Raw genomic sequence first — 17,015 nt, 5'->3', positions numbered from 1 at the left:
AATGCCTGGACGGTTTACGCTCCCTCACATTGACATCACTGCGCGTTCCACCTCGCAACGGTACAAAGGGGATTCATCCAATATTCAGGGCACCCCGCGCGACCGCATAGAGCACGGCAGGCGCGTACAGAATGAATTGCGGGTGGCGCTCCAGGCGGCGGAGCGCCTGCGGCCGCAGGACCCGCGCTTGCCTCAGGCCACCGGGCTGTATCTGGAAGTCGAACTGGATCGGGGGAAGAAGCCGGATATTCTCGACTCATCCACCCAAGGGGTGCGGATGGGCGCTTCCAAGGTCGATGCCGCCAACCGTCGTACCATCTCACTCTATGTCCCTGACCATGCTCGGCCTGCGTTCGAGCAAATACTCGATGAGTATTTGAATGGCGAACTGACGCCCATAGGCCAGAAGCCGAAAAACAAGACAAAGGTCGAGGCGATTGAATCCATCCGCGTCGCTCATATCGGCACACGATGGACTGATCCCAAACCGATCCCGGCGGATACCCAGGCCATGATGTGGTGGGCGTTGTGGTGTCATGCCGACAGCGTCGACAGCGTTCTAGATCTTTGTGCCCGGTTGAATGTGCGCGTCGCGGATGAAGAACGGCGCATGAAATTTCCGGAAGTCACCGTAGTACCGGTGCTCGCGAACCGCGTGACCATCGAGCTGATGATGTTCGCAAGCGAAGGCGTTGCCGAGCTGCGTTTGGCCAATGATACCCCAACGTTCTTCATCGACGATATCGAAGGCGAAGAGCACGACTGGGTGGATGGGCTTGCCGAGCGTATTACATGGCCGGGAGCTGAAGCTCCGGCGGTATGCATACTCGATGCGGGTATCAATCGCGGTCATTCGCTTATCGAGCCTGCACTCACGCCGCAGGATATGCATGCGCTGAAGCCTGACGAATGGGGCGTGGACGATCACGATGATGATGGTCACGGCACGGCTATGGCAGGATTGGCATTACACGGCGATTTAACGGCGGCGCTGTCAGACAGGTCTGAGAAGGTTCTGACCCACCGGCTAGAGTCAGTAAAGGTTCTGCCACCGGATGGATTCGACCCCAACGAACCGCAAAGCTACGGCGTATTTACGCAAGCCGCCATTGTGCTCCCGGAAATCGAGGTTCCGGAACGCCAGCGCGTCTATTGCATGGCGGTGACGAACGACAACATCTCCGGTGCGTTCGCGTCCCTGTGGAGCGCGGCCATCGACCAAGCCGCCGTTGGGCGGATGATTGCCGACGATGACAATGCGGAAGATGATGCCCAGCGTCCCAAGCGCCTTGTCATCGTATCAGCGGGAAATGTTCCCGCCGATACCGACTTCCTAGCGCTCCGTTCGCAAGACGAATACCCGATTGAGGATCCGGCACAGGCTTGGAACGCGCTCACAGTCGGCGGGTACACTGATCTCGTTAACATCACCGATGACGGCTACACTGACTGGTCGCCTGCGGTGCAGGCAGGAGAACTCAGCCCGCACTCCCGCAACAGCACGCGTTGGCAACACGGGATCGCGCCAATCAAGCCAGAAATCTTGATGGAAGGCGGTAATCGCGCGGTCAACCCGGCGCGTACAGAGATTTTGACAGTCGACTCGTTGTCTCTCCTGACAACCGGTAAGGATGTCGGCAACGCGCCTCTCGTAGCCTTTGACGCGACGAGTGCCGCCACGGCCCAAGCGGGACGCTTGGCCGCGCAGCTTATAGCTGATCATCCGGACTGCTGGCCGGAAACCATTCGCGCCTTGATGGTCCACAGCGCTGAATGGACCGCCCCGATGCGGGAGCTTATCGACCGCACGCCAGCAAAGCGCGATCGCTATGCGTTGGTCCGCCGTTTTGGCTATGGCGTCGCCAGCTATGACCGCGCGACGGCCTGCGCTCGAAATCACTTGGCGATGGTCGCTCAGGCGGAAATTCAGCCGTATCAGTTCGAAGGTGGTCGGGAGTTCAACCAGTGCCACTATTATCGTCTGCCGATACCGGCTGCGATGCTTGAAGAACTGGACAACGAACCGGTCGAGCTGAAGGTTACGTTGTCATATTTCATCGATCCGAACCCCGGATTGTCTGCCAATGTGGACCCGCAGCGCTATCAGTCGCACGGTTTGCGGTTCGACCTGCAACGGCGCAACGAGTCATTTGGCCGGTTCAAATTGCGAGTTAATGCAGCGGAGCGTCCCAAAGGGGGCGGAAAATTGAGGCATGAAGGTTCGGACCCAAGATGGATCTTGGGAGACGATAGCATTTCAGCAGGGTCCTTACATTGTGATGTGTGGACTGGACGGGCTGTGGATTTGCTCCAGCGCGAATGGCTTTGCATCAAGCCCGTGAACGGCTGGTGCCGCAAGCGGTCAAACCGGACCATATGTAACCGTATGACGAGGTATGGGCTGGTCGTCACGCTCAAGACGGCCAATGTCGATCTCGACATCTACACGCCAGTCGATCTCGCGGTCAGAACGCCAATTGAAATCGAAAATCCGCTTTAACGCGTGGTTCGTCGGCAGGACGCCCGGTCGTACTCCAGCGGCGATACGCTGGCCCGAACCCTCGCTGCATCCACTATTGCTGAGTCGCCGGCATCTTTCAAATGGACCGTTGGCAGTATTCCCGACCGCAGAAATGGCTCCGCTCCTCTGCGCCCATTGGCGGACTAGCGCCCCCGCGCGTCCTGGGCCGCGTCTTCCTGCTGCTGAACCCAGCCACAGAAGGTCTCATGAGCGTCGTCTACCGCCTCGGTCAGATATGACATCTCGCCACGCAAATCTGTGAACTTACCGACGGCCGAGAGCGCATCAGCACAGCTTGCGATGGCCTTGGCCTTGGTCCGCCATTTGGCGAAGGGCCGCGAACGATAACGGGGCTTCCAGTCCGGCATGAGCTTTGCGGCAAGCTCCCGCAACGCGGGATGGCCGAACGGAACAAAATCATCCTCCCTGTTAGCCTGGCGCATCCGCTCACGCACGATGACCTGGAAGTCCATGTCGTGTTGAAGCTGCCGGAACGTATCATCCGGATCGTTCTTTCGATCGAGACCGAGCTTGATGCTTTCAAACATGGCTTCCAATCGATCGACAGCGGCCATGCTGTGTTGGCTGAGCGCCGCCGGAAGCGCCGGTGCATCCGTTGGGACATGGTCGATAAGCTCTTTCGCAACATGCCCCGTATCGAAGCCGGGGAAGCGGAGCCCCTTGGCCGCCTCGGGGAAATACTGATGAAGTGAAGCGGCGATGACCAAGTTTTTGGGCCAACCGAGGGTCCTGTTGTCAAGCCGGACCAACAAGTCGCAGGTTAACTGGAAATAGGCCGTAGCCAAGGCGCGTATGATATCATCATTCTCCAAGCCCACATGATACAGCGTGTTGCGATGGTTGTGCAGTTCGCCAATGAAATGCCGCTCCTCAGCCGACAGGTCAGAGGCTTTTTCGAGAAACTTGATCTTCTCCGCAAAATAATGCCCAAGGATGGATCGGCGCTTTGCGGCACTCAATGTTGGAGCGCCACGTCTCTGATCTGCCCGCACGAGATGCTCGCATCGCCGATGGATGATTAGCTCAGCTGCGTTATCAATGAGAATGAGCGCAATACGTGCGTTCAGCGGATGATCGACCGCAATCTCCGTCACTGCGCGATCAAGCTGTTCGACGATCAGTGTTGCAAAGCGCATTGTCTCAACTAATCCCTCGCCCGTTCCCAGGCCCTCACTATAAAGCAGCCACACCTCGCTTGCGCCGAGCGATATGTTCCAACCACAAGCAGGCAATGTCGGATTTTTCCCCGAAAGAGCCGCGCCTCCGACCGCATTTCGCCAGCTATTGCAATCACCTATGCTTGCATCCGGCTACTCCCTCAACTCGGGCAATCGAGCTCATGCACAAGCCGCGCTTCACCGATCCTCTTGGTTCAGCCCTCCCAGCCCTTGAACAAAACATCCTGAAATACCGGGCCATACAGATGCTGCTCGTCATGTTCTATGCCGAGGAGTTGAAGCGGGAAATTCTAGACCGCATCCAGGCCACCGACGGATGGCTGGTGAAGGGACAGGCCGAGCGTGTCCCGAAAGGCATCAAGAACCCGGTCGACAAGGCGCCGAACGCCCTTATTGCCGATGGCGAAATCAAGCCTAGCGAGAAGAAAGAAATCGTTGAACTCATCGATTACCGCAACATGGTCGCGCATCAAATGCACAACATGCTGGGCGACCTCAGTCCGACACGATATACGCGCGACCTCGCCCTGTTCGGGTCAAACGCTCCGAAATATAACTATGAGGCCGTCAAGCGGCTGCAGCATTATCACAAGCTCTTCGATGAGATGTACCGGACGCACCACTACATCATGACAGTGAATTTCAACTCCATGCTGTTCCGTGCGGCCGAAAAGACATTTCTCACGGAGATCAAGCGGCTCGACGGCAAGATTAAGCGGCAGCTCAGGAAGCGGAACGCCGCCATGAAGAAGATCAATGCGGAGATGTCTCTAACGGGGACCGGCCTTGAAGACGAATATGCTCCCGGTCATCCCCGCAACCATCAAGACGACGAAACGCCTCGCCAAGCGCGGCGCTGAAATCTGCTATCGGCTCTTTGATCTTGGAAAGTCCGAGATGGCCGTTGCGCATCTGATGCGGATTTCCCTGCTGGCCGTGAAGAAGCGGAAGAAAACGTGGGTGAAGCTCGGTGGGAAAAGACGCGGGAAGGTGGATATCGATACGCTTCCCGGGCGAAAATACGCACGGCGGCGGGCTGGGTGAGACGAGTTTGACGGCTCCTTGGCCCCCTCATGCGAAACACCATTTCCTTTTTCGTGCTCCTTGGCCAAAAGGTGAGCCCGGCGCTTGACTCGCTCGATCGCCTCATCGGCACCAACATGAAACGGCTCCGTCAGGAGGCGGCTTGAGAGACCATAAACGACGGCGAGACGACGTTTATCGCATGAGTTAGCGCTGCTGCCTTCGCCTTGGAAATGCGAACAATAAGGTGTCGCTCGCCGGAGGCACTCGCGCGAGGGGCCCGCCGTCATTCCATTCCAGCGTCGCTATCACTGCCCATAGCGCGGGTGCCTTGTTAATCGGTCTCGTGACTGCACTCGGTCCCGGGTCACGCCGTCCCGGCGGCGCTATGCTGCCCCTCCTGCGGGTGCCTTCTTTTTTAAGCCGGCCAAGAGGCCGGCCTGTCGCTGGCCTCGATGGACATCGCTGCCATTCTGCTAGATATGGGCGGCGCGTTGCTTGAGTCAGGTTGCATCACCACCTGACTGCCGACAAGAGTGATGTTCAGGACGACGGAAAGGGTGAACGGCTTGAGCGAGATGAAATCATCGATCGACGCATCTTCGGGTGTCGATTTCCATGAATGGTATGGGAAAAATGGGCTCGCCCGGGGAGCCGGCGACATGTTCGTGGTGGCCGGCGGGAATCCGTCCACTCGCATCGCGGAGATTTTGGCCATCCTCGCATCTTCGTACACTGAGGACGGCCAGCCTGTCTTTTCCGAGATCATCGTCGTTCAGCCGCCTGGAAGCGCCGGCCCTGACGAGCGGAAGAGTGCCTTGTTTCACCATCTTGGCGAGGCGGTGGTTCGATCCCGGGGCACGGCGCTGGAGACCGCAGAACTCGACGTCCTGTCGCGCCGCATCAACATCGCCGTCTCGCCAGACCTTCAGGTAGCGTCCGTTTGTTCGATCGTTGAAGCTGCCAAGCAGCATGCCGCTGTCGTTGTAGATCAGGGAGCTCTTTATCGCGGCGTGGAGCCTGGCCCTTATGGAGCCCGGCCCGTTCTTGGAATGGTCGAAGATTCCTAGGTCCCGCATTTTGCGGCGTTGTGCGAGGGGGCCGTCTTGGCTGCAAGAGCCTCGACGAGCTACGTTGCCGTTGATGCGAACAAGGACTGGCCGCTCAAGGAGGCGAACCAGGAGCGGCTTCTTGCGATTGACGGAATGGCTGTGCTCGCCGGTGGCGATCCGGACGCCCCGGATGCAATCCTCGCGCAGCATCTGGCAAAATGGTCCACAGCGATCGCGCGCGGCGTCATGGGACCGATCCTCGCCGAGATCGATACGCTTCCAAGCTCGCTGGACGGAATAAAACCCCTTCTCCAAGTGCAGATGATGCACAAGGCGGGCCTGCAGCCCATGGTGGAGCAAGCGCTTCGAGCCGAACTGGGATTGATCGAAAATCTTGCGCCCGTGCCTGCCCTGCAGGTGGCCGAAATGGCCGCGGAAGCCGGTGCGACGGACATCGCCCGCAACTTGGTGCAGAAGATCGCCTTCGATCGATTGCCGCTGGAGTCCATCGAAGCTGCGCTGACGCTCTCTAAACGCATTGGCGAGCCGAGGACGATCCAAAAATGCGAGGAAATTCTTCAGGAGAGACACCCGACCTCCCTGGCGCTCATGCACCATCGTGGCGACGCGATGCTCGAGGCCGGCGAATTCATTCAGCTGGCCCGGCTCCTGGCAACTTCGCCAGTTGAGGACGACCGCCGGATGGCGGGCTTCTACGAAACGTTGGCCGCAGGCCTCGCCTCTTCCGAATTGGACTATCAGGTCCTGACAAGAGCGGTGATCGCTGCTCATCCGCGGCAGACGGTCCGTGCCAGGGTATTCATTGCGAGGGAGGCCATTCGTGCGCAACGCTATGCTGACGCGCTTTCGGTCATAACGGAGGATGCGGAGACCGATGTGACGGCGAGCATGGTCACTGCCATGCTCACGGCACTGGAGGGAGCTGTTCTTGGAGGTGACAAGGCAGCCGACATCGAGCCTCAGCTTTTGCAAGCCGCTGTCTTGCTTGGCCTTCGATACCTCACAAGCCATCCTGCGGACGCCCGGGTGCGTGTGCGTCTGGTCGATGCGCTATCAGCCGAGTCGATGGGATTGTTCGGGATAGCTCTCCTGGTCGATACGGCCTTGAAGCTCGCCAGCGCGCCCCTTGCCCTGCGCGAGATCGAAGCGCTCGATGCATGGACGACGGCGCCGCCTGCGGACGACTCGCTGCCTTTTTGCTGGTGGCGTTGCCTTGGCTTCAGTCCGCGAGCCCCGTGTTTGTCGGCCGGATCGACATCCCCAAGGAGCTTTTGACGCAAGACGCGGACAAGCTCGTCGCTGGCATACGGAAGCTGTTGGAGCATTACGAACCGCTCGACACGCCCGCCGATATCGAGAACGTCAGAAACATCCTTGCGATAGGCATGGCAGTCGCTCGACATGGTTCAGTGCCGGATGCGGATTTGTCGCTGGTGCGCGTGCTGGCGGTACGATTGGCCTTGGCGAGCCGTTTCCAGGCGGCCCGGGATTACGCGGAACATGCGCTTCAGGTCGCAGGCGAGTCCAAAGCGCGTTCGCGTCTCGCCTGGCTCTGTTATGGCGACGTCTACCAGCGGACCGGCAATACAATCGACGGCATGGTCGGCGCCCTTTGCTGCCTCGCAGCGGACAACAGCGCTATGCCGGATCAGGTCTTCTACGAAAGCGTGTTGCTCTATCGGCTCATGCGCGATCTTCGCATGATTGATGCCGGACTGTCATTTCTTGATGCGGCGCGGAAGGCTCTTCAAAGCTTCGGTGCACGTGATCAATACGTTCACCGGATTCAGACACTTGAATTGCAGGCCCGGTTTATCCAGGCCCGCCAGGATCCCGCGCACGCGCGCGAACGGCTGGAAGCGCTGATCCCCGACTTCATCCAGAACGCCCCCACGGTACTGACGCAGGGAGATGAGCCTGCTCCTGCCGCCGCGAGCATGGCGGAAGCTCTCCGGGCAGCCGAACTTGCGGGCGTCACGCCGCCTCCCGAGGCGATCGAAGCCTTCGAACGTCTTCTCGACGAAGCACATGCGCCTCTGCGAGGGATCATCGCGGCCAGCCGGCTGCCACACCCAACCGCGGCACAGGTCCTCGAAGTCCTGAAGCAGATAGAACAAGCGAGAGATGCGAACGACGTCGGCTACGATGTCCGGCAAATCTCCGTGCTCGCGCGGCAGTTGCTCGGTAGCGCGGAAGCGCAAACGAATTTAGATATTGCCGCTTTCGCCATCGACATCCTGGCGGACCACGCGATCCCATCGCTTGGCGTGGCGCCCGATCAGGGCTGGATACCTCCGACCATCGAGTCCTCCGGCGAACGTGCCGTCGAATTGTCGCGATCGATGCGACTGCCTGTCGTATTGATGGGGGTCGATGCCGAAGGACACCTCGTTCGCTGTGTCGCCGAGAACGGAAAGCTCGGTCCAACTTTGAAGGAAAGCGCTGAGGTGTTCTCGGAGGAGCGCCTCAGGCGCTGGTCGAGGGAGTTTCCTTTTCGGTATGGCGTTGACGAAGATGCGCTCAACCTGTTTCACACCAGCACCGAAGGCCTCGGTGTCGAAGCGCTACCCCCGCGCGCGATCCTGGTGACGGCCGCGAACATTCAGCATTGGCCGCCAAACCTCATACGTCTCGGGGGCGGGTTTGCGGGCCAAACGTGCAAGCTAGCCGCAGCTCCCTCGCTTGCCTGGCTGAGTGCGGCGAGACATCGTAAATCGACCGATCGGCGGGCCGAAGGAGGCTTCTGATGAAGGTGGACAGACACTTCAAACCGTCGTGGATCGTGTGTCCGAGCCGCTCGCCGCTCATGGCGTAAGCCTCGACACGGCCTCGGTCGTGCCGTCCAATCTTGAAGGAGCCGAATTGGTCATTGTCACCGCCCACGGCGGATTGGTGCCCGGCAACCGGTATTTTCAAGTGGTCCGAGACGATGCCGAGCTAAGGATGGCGGGGGCAGACCTTGGCTCCGCGTTGAAAAACGTCGGTGTTGCCGTTCTATTCATATGCAGCGGTGGCAGGCTCGATCCGCATCCCATGGCCAACACGACGCTAGGTCTCGCGCGGCAAGCCCTCGGCAAGGGGTGCACGACCGTCATCGCCTCACCGTGGCCGATCGATTCCCGAATCCGTCCTACTGGCTCCCAACCTTCCCGCCGGTGATCGATGCTGCGTTCGATGCCAATGCTCGCGTCCGGGACGCGTTCAGCTCGGAGCTTCGTGATTGCATGGCCATGAGCGTGTACGGCGATCCTCTGCGCACAAGGGAGCAGTGACAGTCGGGCGATCGAACGGTCGTCGGAACTGTTTTCACGATTTCGACGCCCGAACGGCGCGTGCCCGATAGAATTGCTTTGGGCACGGCTGTGTGCTCAGTCACGAGTTTCAATTGGGATTGAGCTTGGCCGCTATACGTTTCGATGCTGGCGCATTGTTCGCGATGTCCATGGCGACTTCCATCACTTCCTTGGCCACAATGGGAGTATCACCGCGCCTGATCCGCAACGCGACAATCAAAGGTTCCATGGTTGACCCAAACTCGTCATTCTCAAGAATGCTTCTTACGCGATCCCCGTGACCAGCCTCGGCCACAGCCATGGCCGCGTCTACGAACATGGGGGTAAGCTCGCGCTGCTTAGGCAGCTCTTTCAAAGCAAGTTCCAAGTGCATCTGGGCTCGATTTGCCTCGTTATGGCTGAGCAATGTCCGGGCTAGAAAAAGGTGAGCCTCTGCGTAGGACGATGACAAACGTATTGCTTCCGACGCGTCTTCAATCTGACTCTCTAGGTCATCCTGCCGTAGGCGCGCGCGCGCTAGCAAGCAACGGTGATCGGACGGATCAGATGCCATCGCGCGAGCGATAAGGTCTTCACCCTCTTCCCGATCTACGAAGCGCGACAGACCGGTAAGCGCGTGAATCCCATCCTCTCGCTGTTCGAGTGCGCTTCGATAGGCGCGTCTCGCGCTGTCCGAGTTGCCACTTCGTGCCGCGATGTCGCCCTCAAGCACGGAACAGCAGTAGCAGCGTGTATCGCCAGCAAACCACTTCGAAATTTCCTCTTGGGCAGCAGTTTCTTCGCCCCGGTGGACGAGAAATTCGGCAAGGAGACGTACGGGCGAACAGAAGCGATCTTTTTGAACAAGCGCGACGGCCCTGCGGAAGGCCTCTTCGGCTTCAGAGGAACGCTTGGGCTGTTCCTGGAGGAGTACGGCTAATGTGAGCCAGCCGTGAGCATCGTCAACAATATCGATTGCCTTACGCGCGTAGGCTTCCGCGAGCGTCTTGTCACCAGCCGCGCTTGCAAGAAAGCCCGCACTTGTCCACGCATCGCGATCGTCGTGGAGCCGCTCCACAAGGTCCTTGGCTACCTCAATGATGCGTGCGGGCGGTTCGCCGCTCCGCTGCAGTGCACGAGCGTAACTAACGAAGACCATAGGATCTTCTGCACCGAACGCGATGGATTTCGCGAGCGCCTCGGCAGCATCCTCGTCGCGGCTATCCCGCGCAAGGAGGAAGGAACCGAGATCAGCCCAGTGGCGCCAATCCTGCGACCGCATGGCGACGCGACGAAGCACGTCGAAACCTTCCTGCTGCCGGCCACTATCGCTCAGCAGTTCGACGAGCGCCCGTCGGCTTACGAATTCCTCGTCCTCGTCGATAGCCGCGCGCAATAATTCTTCGGCTTCCCTGGCGCGATTCTCCTCCTGCAAGAAACGTGCATAACCGGCGCGAGTAGTGTCTGTCAGCGCATCGAGCGTGGCGGCCTTTTCATAAAGTTGAAGCGCTAATTGGCGCTGGCCCTTTTTTTCTTTAATTGCGGCGAGCTCCGCAATGGCCATGCCATACTCAGGTTCAATATCGAGAGCCATCGCAAAAGAAGCTTCAGCCAAATCCGTCTCGCCGGCGATAACGTGAGCCATGCCTTTGATCGTGGGCCCCCACGGATTCTTGGGGCGCAGCCGGATGACTTCCTGAGATGCTTTAATCGCTTCCTCTGCTCGATCTTCGCTTATGTAGAGAACAGCAAGCTTCATCCAGGGCGCAACAGCCTCTGGACGGAGTTGAGTGGCTTCGGAGTAAAGCTCAATGGCCCTCTCAAGGTCGCCGTCATCCGTGGATTGTTGAGCTCTGCCTAAGAGTGCCTGCAGGGCGTTGTCGACGCCCCTGTATTCAGTTGCGGGCAACGCTGCATTCGCCCGGGCGCTTTCCGCCGTCGCTTTTTGATGTGCAGTAAAAGAAGTTAGAAAATCGGGAGGCGTTCGCTCTAGAATACTCGTGCGGACTAAAACCGGTGCGCGTGCAAGGATGGCATCATAAAAAGCGTGGTAGTCCATTCGGCTGTCAGGACCAACCGAACAAGCTTCGCGGGCGAGGGTAGTGGCCGTGTCGATGAGCTCATCTCGATCGTAGTAATCCGTCATAAATGACACGAGCGCACGCACGCGGCTGGAGGGGTGGCTTCGGCGCCGCATGAGGTAATAGATGTTGAAGAGACGCTCGGAGGCTGAATAGAGCGCCGTTTTGCCGTATCCAGGGCTCTTAATGACGGCGCCACGCTCTGTTAGACGTGAGAGCATCGCCGATGCCGTATTCGTCGTCACGCGAGCGGCATCAGAAACTTGTTTTGCAGTGGCTGGGTCCCACGCTTCTAATAGCGCCGCAAAAATCTTTCGCTCGGTTGGAGGGAGGCTATCAAGCTGGCTTTTGAAATATTCGGTATTCTGGTCGATAAGGAAATTTAAGTTCTCCATCAAATTATGAAGCGAAGGCGATCGCATAAAATCCGCAAGAATGTGAAGCAGGCGCGGGCTGCCGCCAGTTAGGATTTCCAGCGGGCGAATGCGCTCTGTTTTTATGTCTTGCCGAGTAAGTGCATTCCAAAGCGCGCGGCACTCTTCGCGCGAGAGAGGCTTCAAATCCAGTCGCAGGAAATCTCTCGGTAGGGCGACGTTTTCTTCCGTAACAAGTTGGGAAACCGAAGTTGCGAGAACACCAAAACAATCTGCGTCGGAGAGACGTTTCAGCAAATCTTTCGCGCCGGAGCCAATTTGATCATCAAGGATAGTTTGGAAGTTTTCGACGATGATCAAAAGGCGCTTTCCAACGCGCTTAGAAAAAGCACGCAATGTCTTTAGTGCAATATCGATCAGATCCTTCTCGCTTTGGGGAGACAGAGCCTGCTCGTAGGCATCCTTTATGGTCCGATCATCCGATCGATCCTGAAGGTGAAAAAGGCATTCGAGAAAGAACTCGCCCGGTGTTGTAATGGCGTAGCTCTCTTCGCCAAAGAAGACTGGATGCCAGCGCGCGCGAAGAGCCGGATCCCGATTTACTTCTGCCAACACGCGGCGGCACAGGGTGGTTTTGCCGGCGCCGCGCGGCGCCACGATCATCACGCGAGGCGGGATTGTCGCGCCTTCCCGAAGCGGCCCGAGGACTTGAGCGAGGTCTGCCTTGCGTACAATGAAGTTCTGAACGGACTCGTCGTCCGATTGGAAGCCGGGATTGAATCTGTACGTCGATGGCATCTAAGTGACTGAACTGGCGGGCATTTTATGCGCTCCCACGGTTCGGTGCACACTGCACGGAGAATACATGCCAGCAAATCTGTTGGCAAGCCTTGCGAATCGAGAACTCGCGATTTATGGTTCCCAGCAGATTTGTTGGGAGCGGGTTGTTCGAATTATGCGTCAATACGAGCCTTGGGCTGACCCTCGACGGGTTGGCGACTCCCAACTGGGCCCTCTCGCTTGCGAGAACCCGCAACCGCAACCGGAGGCAAATGTGACGGCCCAGTTGAAAATTCTCGCCGCTGAAATCGAGCTGCCCAAGGGTATCCAGCGCATACTTCCTCTCCCAGACGACGGCCTCGGCGCGCTTTGGACCTCGATCATCCTTGATCCGGCGGTCAAGCAGAAGCTGTTGGCTCAGGCCGTCCTGAATTTCTCGATGCGGAGCAAAGTCAGCCGCAACGTGCTCCCGCTGCATGGGGTGATTCTGTTGGTGGGGCCGCCCGGCACGGGCAAGACCTCGCTGGCGCGCGGCCTTGCGCATCGGGTGGCCAAAGCGTTCCCCGACGACAAATTCCGGCTGATGGAGGTCGAGCCGCACCAGCTCGCGAGCTCATCGCTGGGGAAGAGCCAGCGGGCCGTGACCGAGTTGTTCGCGCAAGCCATCGCCGAAGCTGCTGCCGGCGGGCCTGTTGTTGTGCTCCTGGATGAAGTCGAGACCCTGGCCGCCGATCGCGCCAAGTTGAGCATGGATGCCAACCCCGTCGACGTGCACCGTGCCACCGATGCGGTGCTAGTTCAACTCGATGCGCTTGCCGAGCGCTATCCGAACCTCCTGTTTGTCGCAACGAGCAACTTCCCGCGTGCGGTAGATAGCGCGTTTACCTCCCGCTGCGACTTGATCCTCGAAATCCCGCTGCCAAACAAGGAAGCCTGTGCCGACATCCTGAAGGATTGTCTCATCGGCCTCGGCGCCGTTTACCCCGCGATCGGCAAGCTGGTGAACGCGCCGGAATTTGCGGACTGCGCAGCGGCATGCGTCGGCCTGGATGGCCGGGCGATCCGCAAGATGGTGGGTAGCGCCATTGCCACGAACCTTGAAACGGCTACCGCGCCCGGGAACCTGACGCTCGCGCAAATCCTCGCGGCTGCCAAAGCCGCGAAGGCGAGCCGCGCGGCCGCGGAGTGCTGACCCATGAGTACCGTTTCCCGCCGCACCTTTGTCAGCACACCGGCGCGCGATTCTACCAAAACCTGGCATGCGGTCGTCGACCTGTTGGCGCCTGGCGCCACGCACCCCGCACGCAAGGAATTGCTGGATGTTGTGGGCATCGCTGCCAGTATCATCTCGGATCGGTCGCCGAAAGATCACGCGATCGTCGCGACCTGCGACGGGCCACGCACACGCGTTTACTGCCTTTTCGATGATGATGCCGTGGATGGTTCGGACGCGAACGAAGCCGCGCTCGGCTACGATGCCCTGAAGGGCGATTGGGCGGTTTCCTTGCCGTGCGATCCCGACGAACTCGACTGGGTGCAGCGCGCGCTCAAAAAGCATAGCTCGCGTATCACCGCGCGTGAACTCAACGCCAGCGTAGCCGCTGACCAAGACGAGCCGGCGGCGGTGACCGCACAGGTCTCGCTTGTGCCTGACCTCAAGGGATTGCTCGAATCATGACCGCAGTCGCCGTATCCGTTTACTCCTACACGCACTCGGTCACTTATGTGGCCGAAAATATCCTCAAAAGCCTCAAAGACATCATTCGCCTTAGCGGGCTCGACCCGGCCGCCTTTGTTGAGGACTGGGACTTGTATATGCGCGGGGTCAATGGCTGGCTGCAGTCGGGTGATCTTCAAAGCGTGATGCTTGACATCTATAACCCCAAGAATGGCCAACTCCTGTTCCAATGGAAGATCGAGATTTCCTATAGCTGGACCGGCGGCGATGGGAGCTTCTGGACTGACGCGGAAGCACTCAAATACGCAATTCGCAAAGCTGGGCTGGCTCCGAGCGAAGCGAAGTACGAGCTATGGCTACAAAACAAGCCGGGCCGGCACGACATCGCCGGCTGGGGCAAGGGGACCGTGCGGTCTACCGAAGGCATGATTCGCCAAAGTGTGGGGACGACCGTCGAGCATAGCGGCCTTAGCGGCAGCACGTCGTATTTGAGGAGGGCCTGATGCTCACGACCAACGAAGCGTTTCGCAAGTTCAAGAGCAAGCTGGAGCTGAACCAGCGCGAACAGGACAATGCGTCCTCTCGTGAAAAGGAAGTCCGCAACTACCTGGACACGAAGTTTTCCATCAGCAGCGACTTCCTAACGGGTTCCTACGCGCGCTGGACCAAGACTAAGCCGCTCAAGGACGTCGACATTTTCTTTGTGCTTAACCCGAATAAGCACGACTATCGTTCCAAGTCGCCTTCAGTCGTGCTCGCCGACTTCCACGACGCGCTTGTCACGAAATACGGGGATAAAGCCGCAAAGAAGCAAGGCCGTTCGATCAATATCGACTTCGGTGTGCATGTTGACGCGGAGGACAACACCGACTACCGGATTATGAGCGTGGACGCCGTGCCCGCCTTTGAGGCCGGTAGCGATTACGAGATTCCGGATAACGATCTCGGCAGGTGGATCAAGACCAACCCAAAGACCCATGCTGAAAAAGCCACAGCGGCTCATCAAGCCTATTCCAGCGAGTGGAAGGGCCTCGTTCGCATGGTAAAGTATTGGAACAACAACCCCAAGCACGGGGAGAAGCCGGTTAAGCCGTCTTTCTTGATCGAGGTGATGGCCCTCGAAGTGCTTCACGGCGGTTTCGGTGGGAGCTTCGACCGCGAGATTCAAGGCTTCTTCGCGACGCTCGCCGACCGCATCTTCGACACATGGCCGGATCCGGCAGGGCTGGGGCCGCCGATTAGCGACGGCATGGACCAGGCCCGAAAGGAGCGCGCACGTACGCTCCTGCGTGCAGCCGAACGGGATGCTGCATTTGCTATTGATCTGAGTCGCAAAGGACGCCAGGGCGACTCGCTAAAGGCTTGGCGAGCATTGTTTGGTCCTAAGTTCCCGATCTCGTGAGATTGCATGACGCACAATCGGCTCGGAGTTAATAATGGCTGATGCGATGGTATCGAGATTGCGCGGCGACAAGTAATAGGCGGAGTGGCGAATGGGCAAAACCACCTCTGGATCGCCGGATGATAAGGGATCGCTCCTCTCGCCCGAGGCGATGGGCGGGATTAATGCTGGTAAGGGCTTTGATTTCCAGACCCGCTATACGGTGTGCCACCTGCCGATGTGGCTACAGGATGGCACCTTTCACCAGCTCTTCACGGAAGGTACGGGCGACATCGACATCCGTTATCTTGAAAACGGAAAGTCGCGCCGAAAGCACATTCAGACCAAGGACCACGACGTCGCGCCCGCCGAATTCAAGGAGGTCATCGCGACGTTTCGTGGTTTTGAGGCGGATATGCCGGGCGTCTATCAGGAATTCCGGCTGGCGTGCCCAAGTCTTTCGCCGCAGATGCGGCCTGTTGAAACGGGACTTTCTCGCCTCCGGAACGCCAAGCCTTTCTATGACGACGAGCCTTCGGCACTCGCGCAGACTCAGCACGGCGTCGACGAGCGCATGCGGAACGTGGGTCTGAGCGACGAGGACATCGCCTTCATCCACGCGAAAGTTTACATCGACGTCGGCTATGGCTATCTGGCGCACGATGAGAAGGCGCTTGATCACTTCATCGGCAGGATCCTCGACCACCCTGAATTCGCAAGTAAGATTCGAGCGATGGTTCTGCCCGCTTACGATGCTTTGCTGCGCAAGATTGGCGCCAGCAAAGGCGTCGTCCTGGACAAGTCGTCGCTCGAGACTTTGTTGCGTTCTGCGGTTCTCACTGACTTGTCCGCAGAAGCCAGCGTTACGCTCTGGGTCCACAACTGGACGAAGGAAGCATTCACACCGCCAGCGGACTACGAGTTGGATTGGACGCCTCTCTTTGACCGCGGGTCGCGCAAAGTGCCTTCGCCCAATGCCTGGACAAATGAACTTGTCCCGCAACTCGATGCCTTGAGGAAACAGATTATGGCAGCGGGCGCCGTGCGTACCATACGGTTCCGCGGAAAATGTGCCCTCTCAACCGGCATCGCTCTCGGCGCAACCTTCCCGGCGGTGGGCAGCTGGGCGTTCGAAATCCCGCAGCCGCCCGCAAAGGATTTTTGGCGCTCGGACGCGACGCCGACGCCCGGTTACGTCCTGCAGACGGAAATCACCGAGGCCGACCCAAGTGGTGCCGATCTCGTTCTTGGCTTGAACATTCGTGGCGATGGCCGCATGGATGTCATGCGGTACGTTGAGTCCACCGGTCAGACGCCTAATGCGTTCGTATTCATGGCACCGCCGAGCCAGGGAGCGCAGTCCATCGGCGGCGATGGCGACGCCGTCGCTATGGCAATGGCCGTCCGGGAAGAGCTTGGCAAGCTGCTGAAGGTCCGTCAGCTCCGCACGACCAGGCTGTTCTTCTATGGGCCGTTCGCACTTTCGGTCTTTCTCGGCCAGCAACTTACTTCGGTCGGAAGGATCCAATTGTTCGAGTACCAAGACCCCAGTTACGTTCCAAGCAGCCTTTTGAAAACCTAACCCGCGCCTGTCTCTTATACACATCTCCCAGCCCACGAGACGCGTAGTAAC

At 58.8% G+C, this 17,015-nt stretch carries 13 protein-coding genes; 11 read left to right on the top strand and 2 right to left on the bottom strand.

All coding sequences use genetic code 11. From position 1 onward, the window contains the following. The first annotated feature begins 1 nt into the window (after position 1). Complete coding sequence (locus I6F36_RS29205) at positions 2–2,500, top strand: S8 family peptidase (protein WP_225144769.1); 2,499 nt, start codon at positions 2–4, stop codon at positions 2,498–2,500. Between the two features lie 164 nt (positions 2,501–2,664). On the opposite strand, the gene I6F36_RS29200 is transcribed toward I6F36_RS29205, so the two are convergent. Then, a complete protein-coding gene (locus I6F36_RS29200) occupies positions 2,665–3,678 on the bottom strand; it encodes a hypothetical protein (RefSeq protein ID WP_225172675.1) in 1,014 nt (337 codons plus the stop codon). A 203-nt stretch (positions 3,679–3,881) separates the two neighbouring features. Between I6F36_RS29200 and I6F36_RS29195 the strand changes: the two genes are divergently transcribed. From I6F36_RS29195 to I6F36_RS29175, 5 genes are all read left to right on the top strand, one after another. Then, positions 3,882–4,580: a hypothetical protein gene (locus tag I6F36_RS29195; protein ID WP_225144771.1), complete on the top strand. Its 699-nt coding sequence runs from the start codon at positions 3,882–3,884 to the stop codon at positions 4,578–4,580. Next, positions 4,519–4,764 (top strand): hypothetical protein, encoded by a 246-nt coding sequence (locus I6F36_RS29190; protein WP_225172674.1) that lies wholly within the window; start codon positions 4,519–4,521, stop codon positions 4,762–4,764. The genes I6F36_RS29195 and I6F36_RS29190 overlap by 62 nt, the downstream gene beginning before the upstream one ends. A 548-nt stretch (positions 4,765–5,312) precedes the next feature. Then, entirely contained in the window at positions 5,313–5,813 is a 501-nt protein-coding gene (locus tag I6F36_RS29185) for a hypothetical protein (protein ID WP_225144772.1), read from the top strand. A gap of 36 nt (positions 5,814–5,849) precedes the next feature. Then, on the top strand, positions 5,850–7,091 hold the full coding sequence (locus I6F36_RS29180; protein ID WP_225144773.1) for a hypothetical protein: 1,242 nt from the start codon (positions 5,850–5,852) through the stop codon (positions 7,089–7,091). Further along, complete coding sequence (locus I6F36_RS29175) at positions 6,974–8,563, top strand: hypothetical protein (RefSeq protein WP_225144774.1); 1,590 nt, start codon at positions 6,974–6,976, stop codon at positions 8,561–8,563. Before I6F36_RS29180 ends, I6F36_RS29175 begins: the two co-directional genes overlap by 118 nt. A gap of 634 nt (positions 8,564–9,197) precedes the next feature. On the opposite strand, the gene I6F36_RS29170 is transcribed toward I6F36_RS29175, so the two are convergent. Then, positions 9,198–12,341: a tetratricopeptide repeat protein gene (locus I6F36_RS29170; RefSeq protein ID WP_225144775.1), complete on the bottom strand. Its 3,144-nt coding sequence runs from the start codon at positions 12,339–12,341 to the stop codon at positions 9,198–9,200. 256 nt (positions 12,342–12,597) lie between these two features. On the opposite strand from I6F36_RS29170, the gene I6F36_RS29165 reads away from it, so the two are divergent. The 5 genes from I6F36_RS29165 to I6F36_RS29145 all read left to right on the top strand — a co-directional run bounded on the left by I6F36_RS29165 (position 12,598) and on the right by I6F36_RS29145 (position 16,964). Continuing rightward, positions 12,598–13,515 carry an AAA family ATPase gene (locus I6F36_RS29165; RefSeq protein ID WP_225172673.1) on the top strand — a complete coding sequence of 306 codons (918 nt, stop codon included), beginning with the start codon at positions 12,598–12,600 and terminating at the stop codon, positions 13,513–13,515. 3 nt (positions 13,516–13,518) lie between these two features. Beyond that, positions 13,519–14,001, top strand: a complete 483-nt coding sequence (locus I6F36_RS29160) for a hypothetical protein (protein ID WP_080134656.1) — start codon at positions 13,519–13,521, stop codon at positions 13,999–14,001. Continuing rightward, entirely contained in the window at positions 13,998–14,504 is a 507-nt protein-coding gene (locus tag I6F36_RS29155) for an HORMA domain containing protein (RefSeq protein ID WP_225144777.1), read from the top strand. The genes I6F36_RS29160 and I6F36_RS29155 overlap by 4 nt, the downstream gene beginning before the upstream one ends. Next, positions 14,504–15,403: a CBASS oligonucleotide cyclase gene (locus tag I6F36_RS29150; protein ID WP_225144778.1), complete on the top strand. Its 900-nt coding sequence runs from the start codon at positions 14,504–14,506 to the stop codon at positions 15,401–15,403. The genes I6F36_RS29155 and I6F36_RS29150 overlap by 1 nt, the downstream gene beginning before the upstream one ends. A gap of 91 nt (positions 15,404–15,494) precedes the next feature. Further along, positions 15,495–16,964 carry a dsDNA nuclease domain-containing protein gene (locus I6F36_RS29145; RefSeq protein WP_225144779.1) on the top strand — a complete coding sequence of 490 codons (1,470 nt, stop codon included), beginning with the start codon at positions 15,495–15,497 and terminating at the stop codon, positions 16,962–16,964. Positions 16,965–17,015 lie beyond the last annotated feature (51 nt).

The organism is Bradyrhizobium sp. BRP19, from assembly GCF_020194195.1.
GTDB classification, from domain to species: domain Bacteria; phylum Pseudomonadota; class Alphaproteobacteria; order Rhizobiales; family Xanthobacteraceae; genus Bradyrhizobium; species Bradyrhizobium yuanmingense.
The sequence above is the reverse complement of the archived record's forward strand: the minus strand, read 5'-3'. Positions and strand labels throughout refer to the sequence as shown.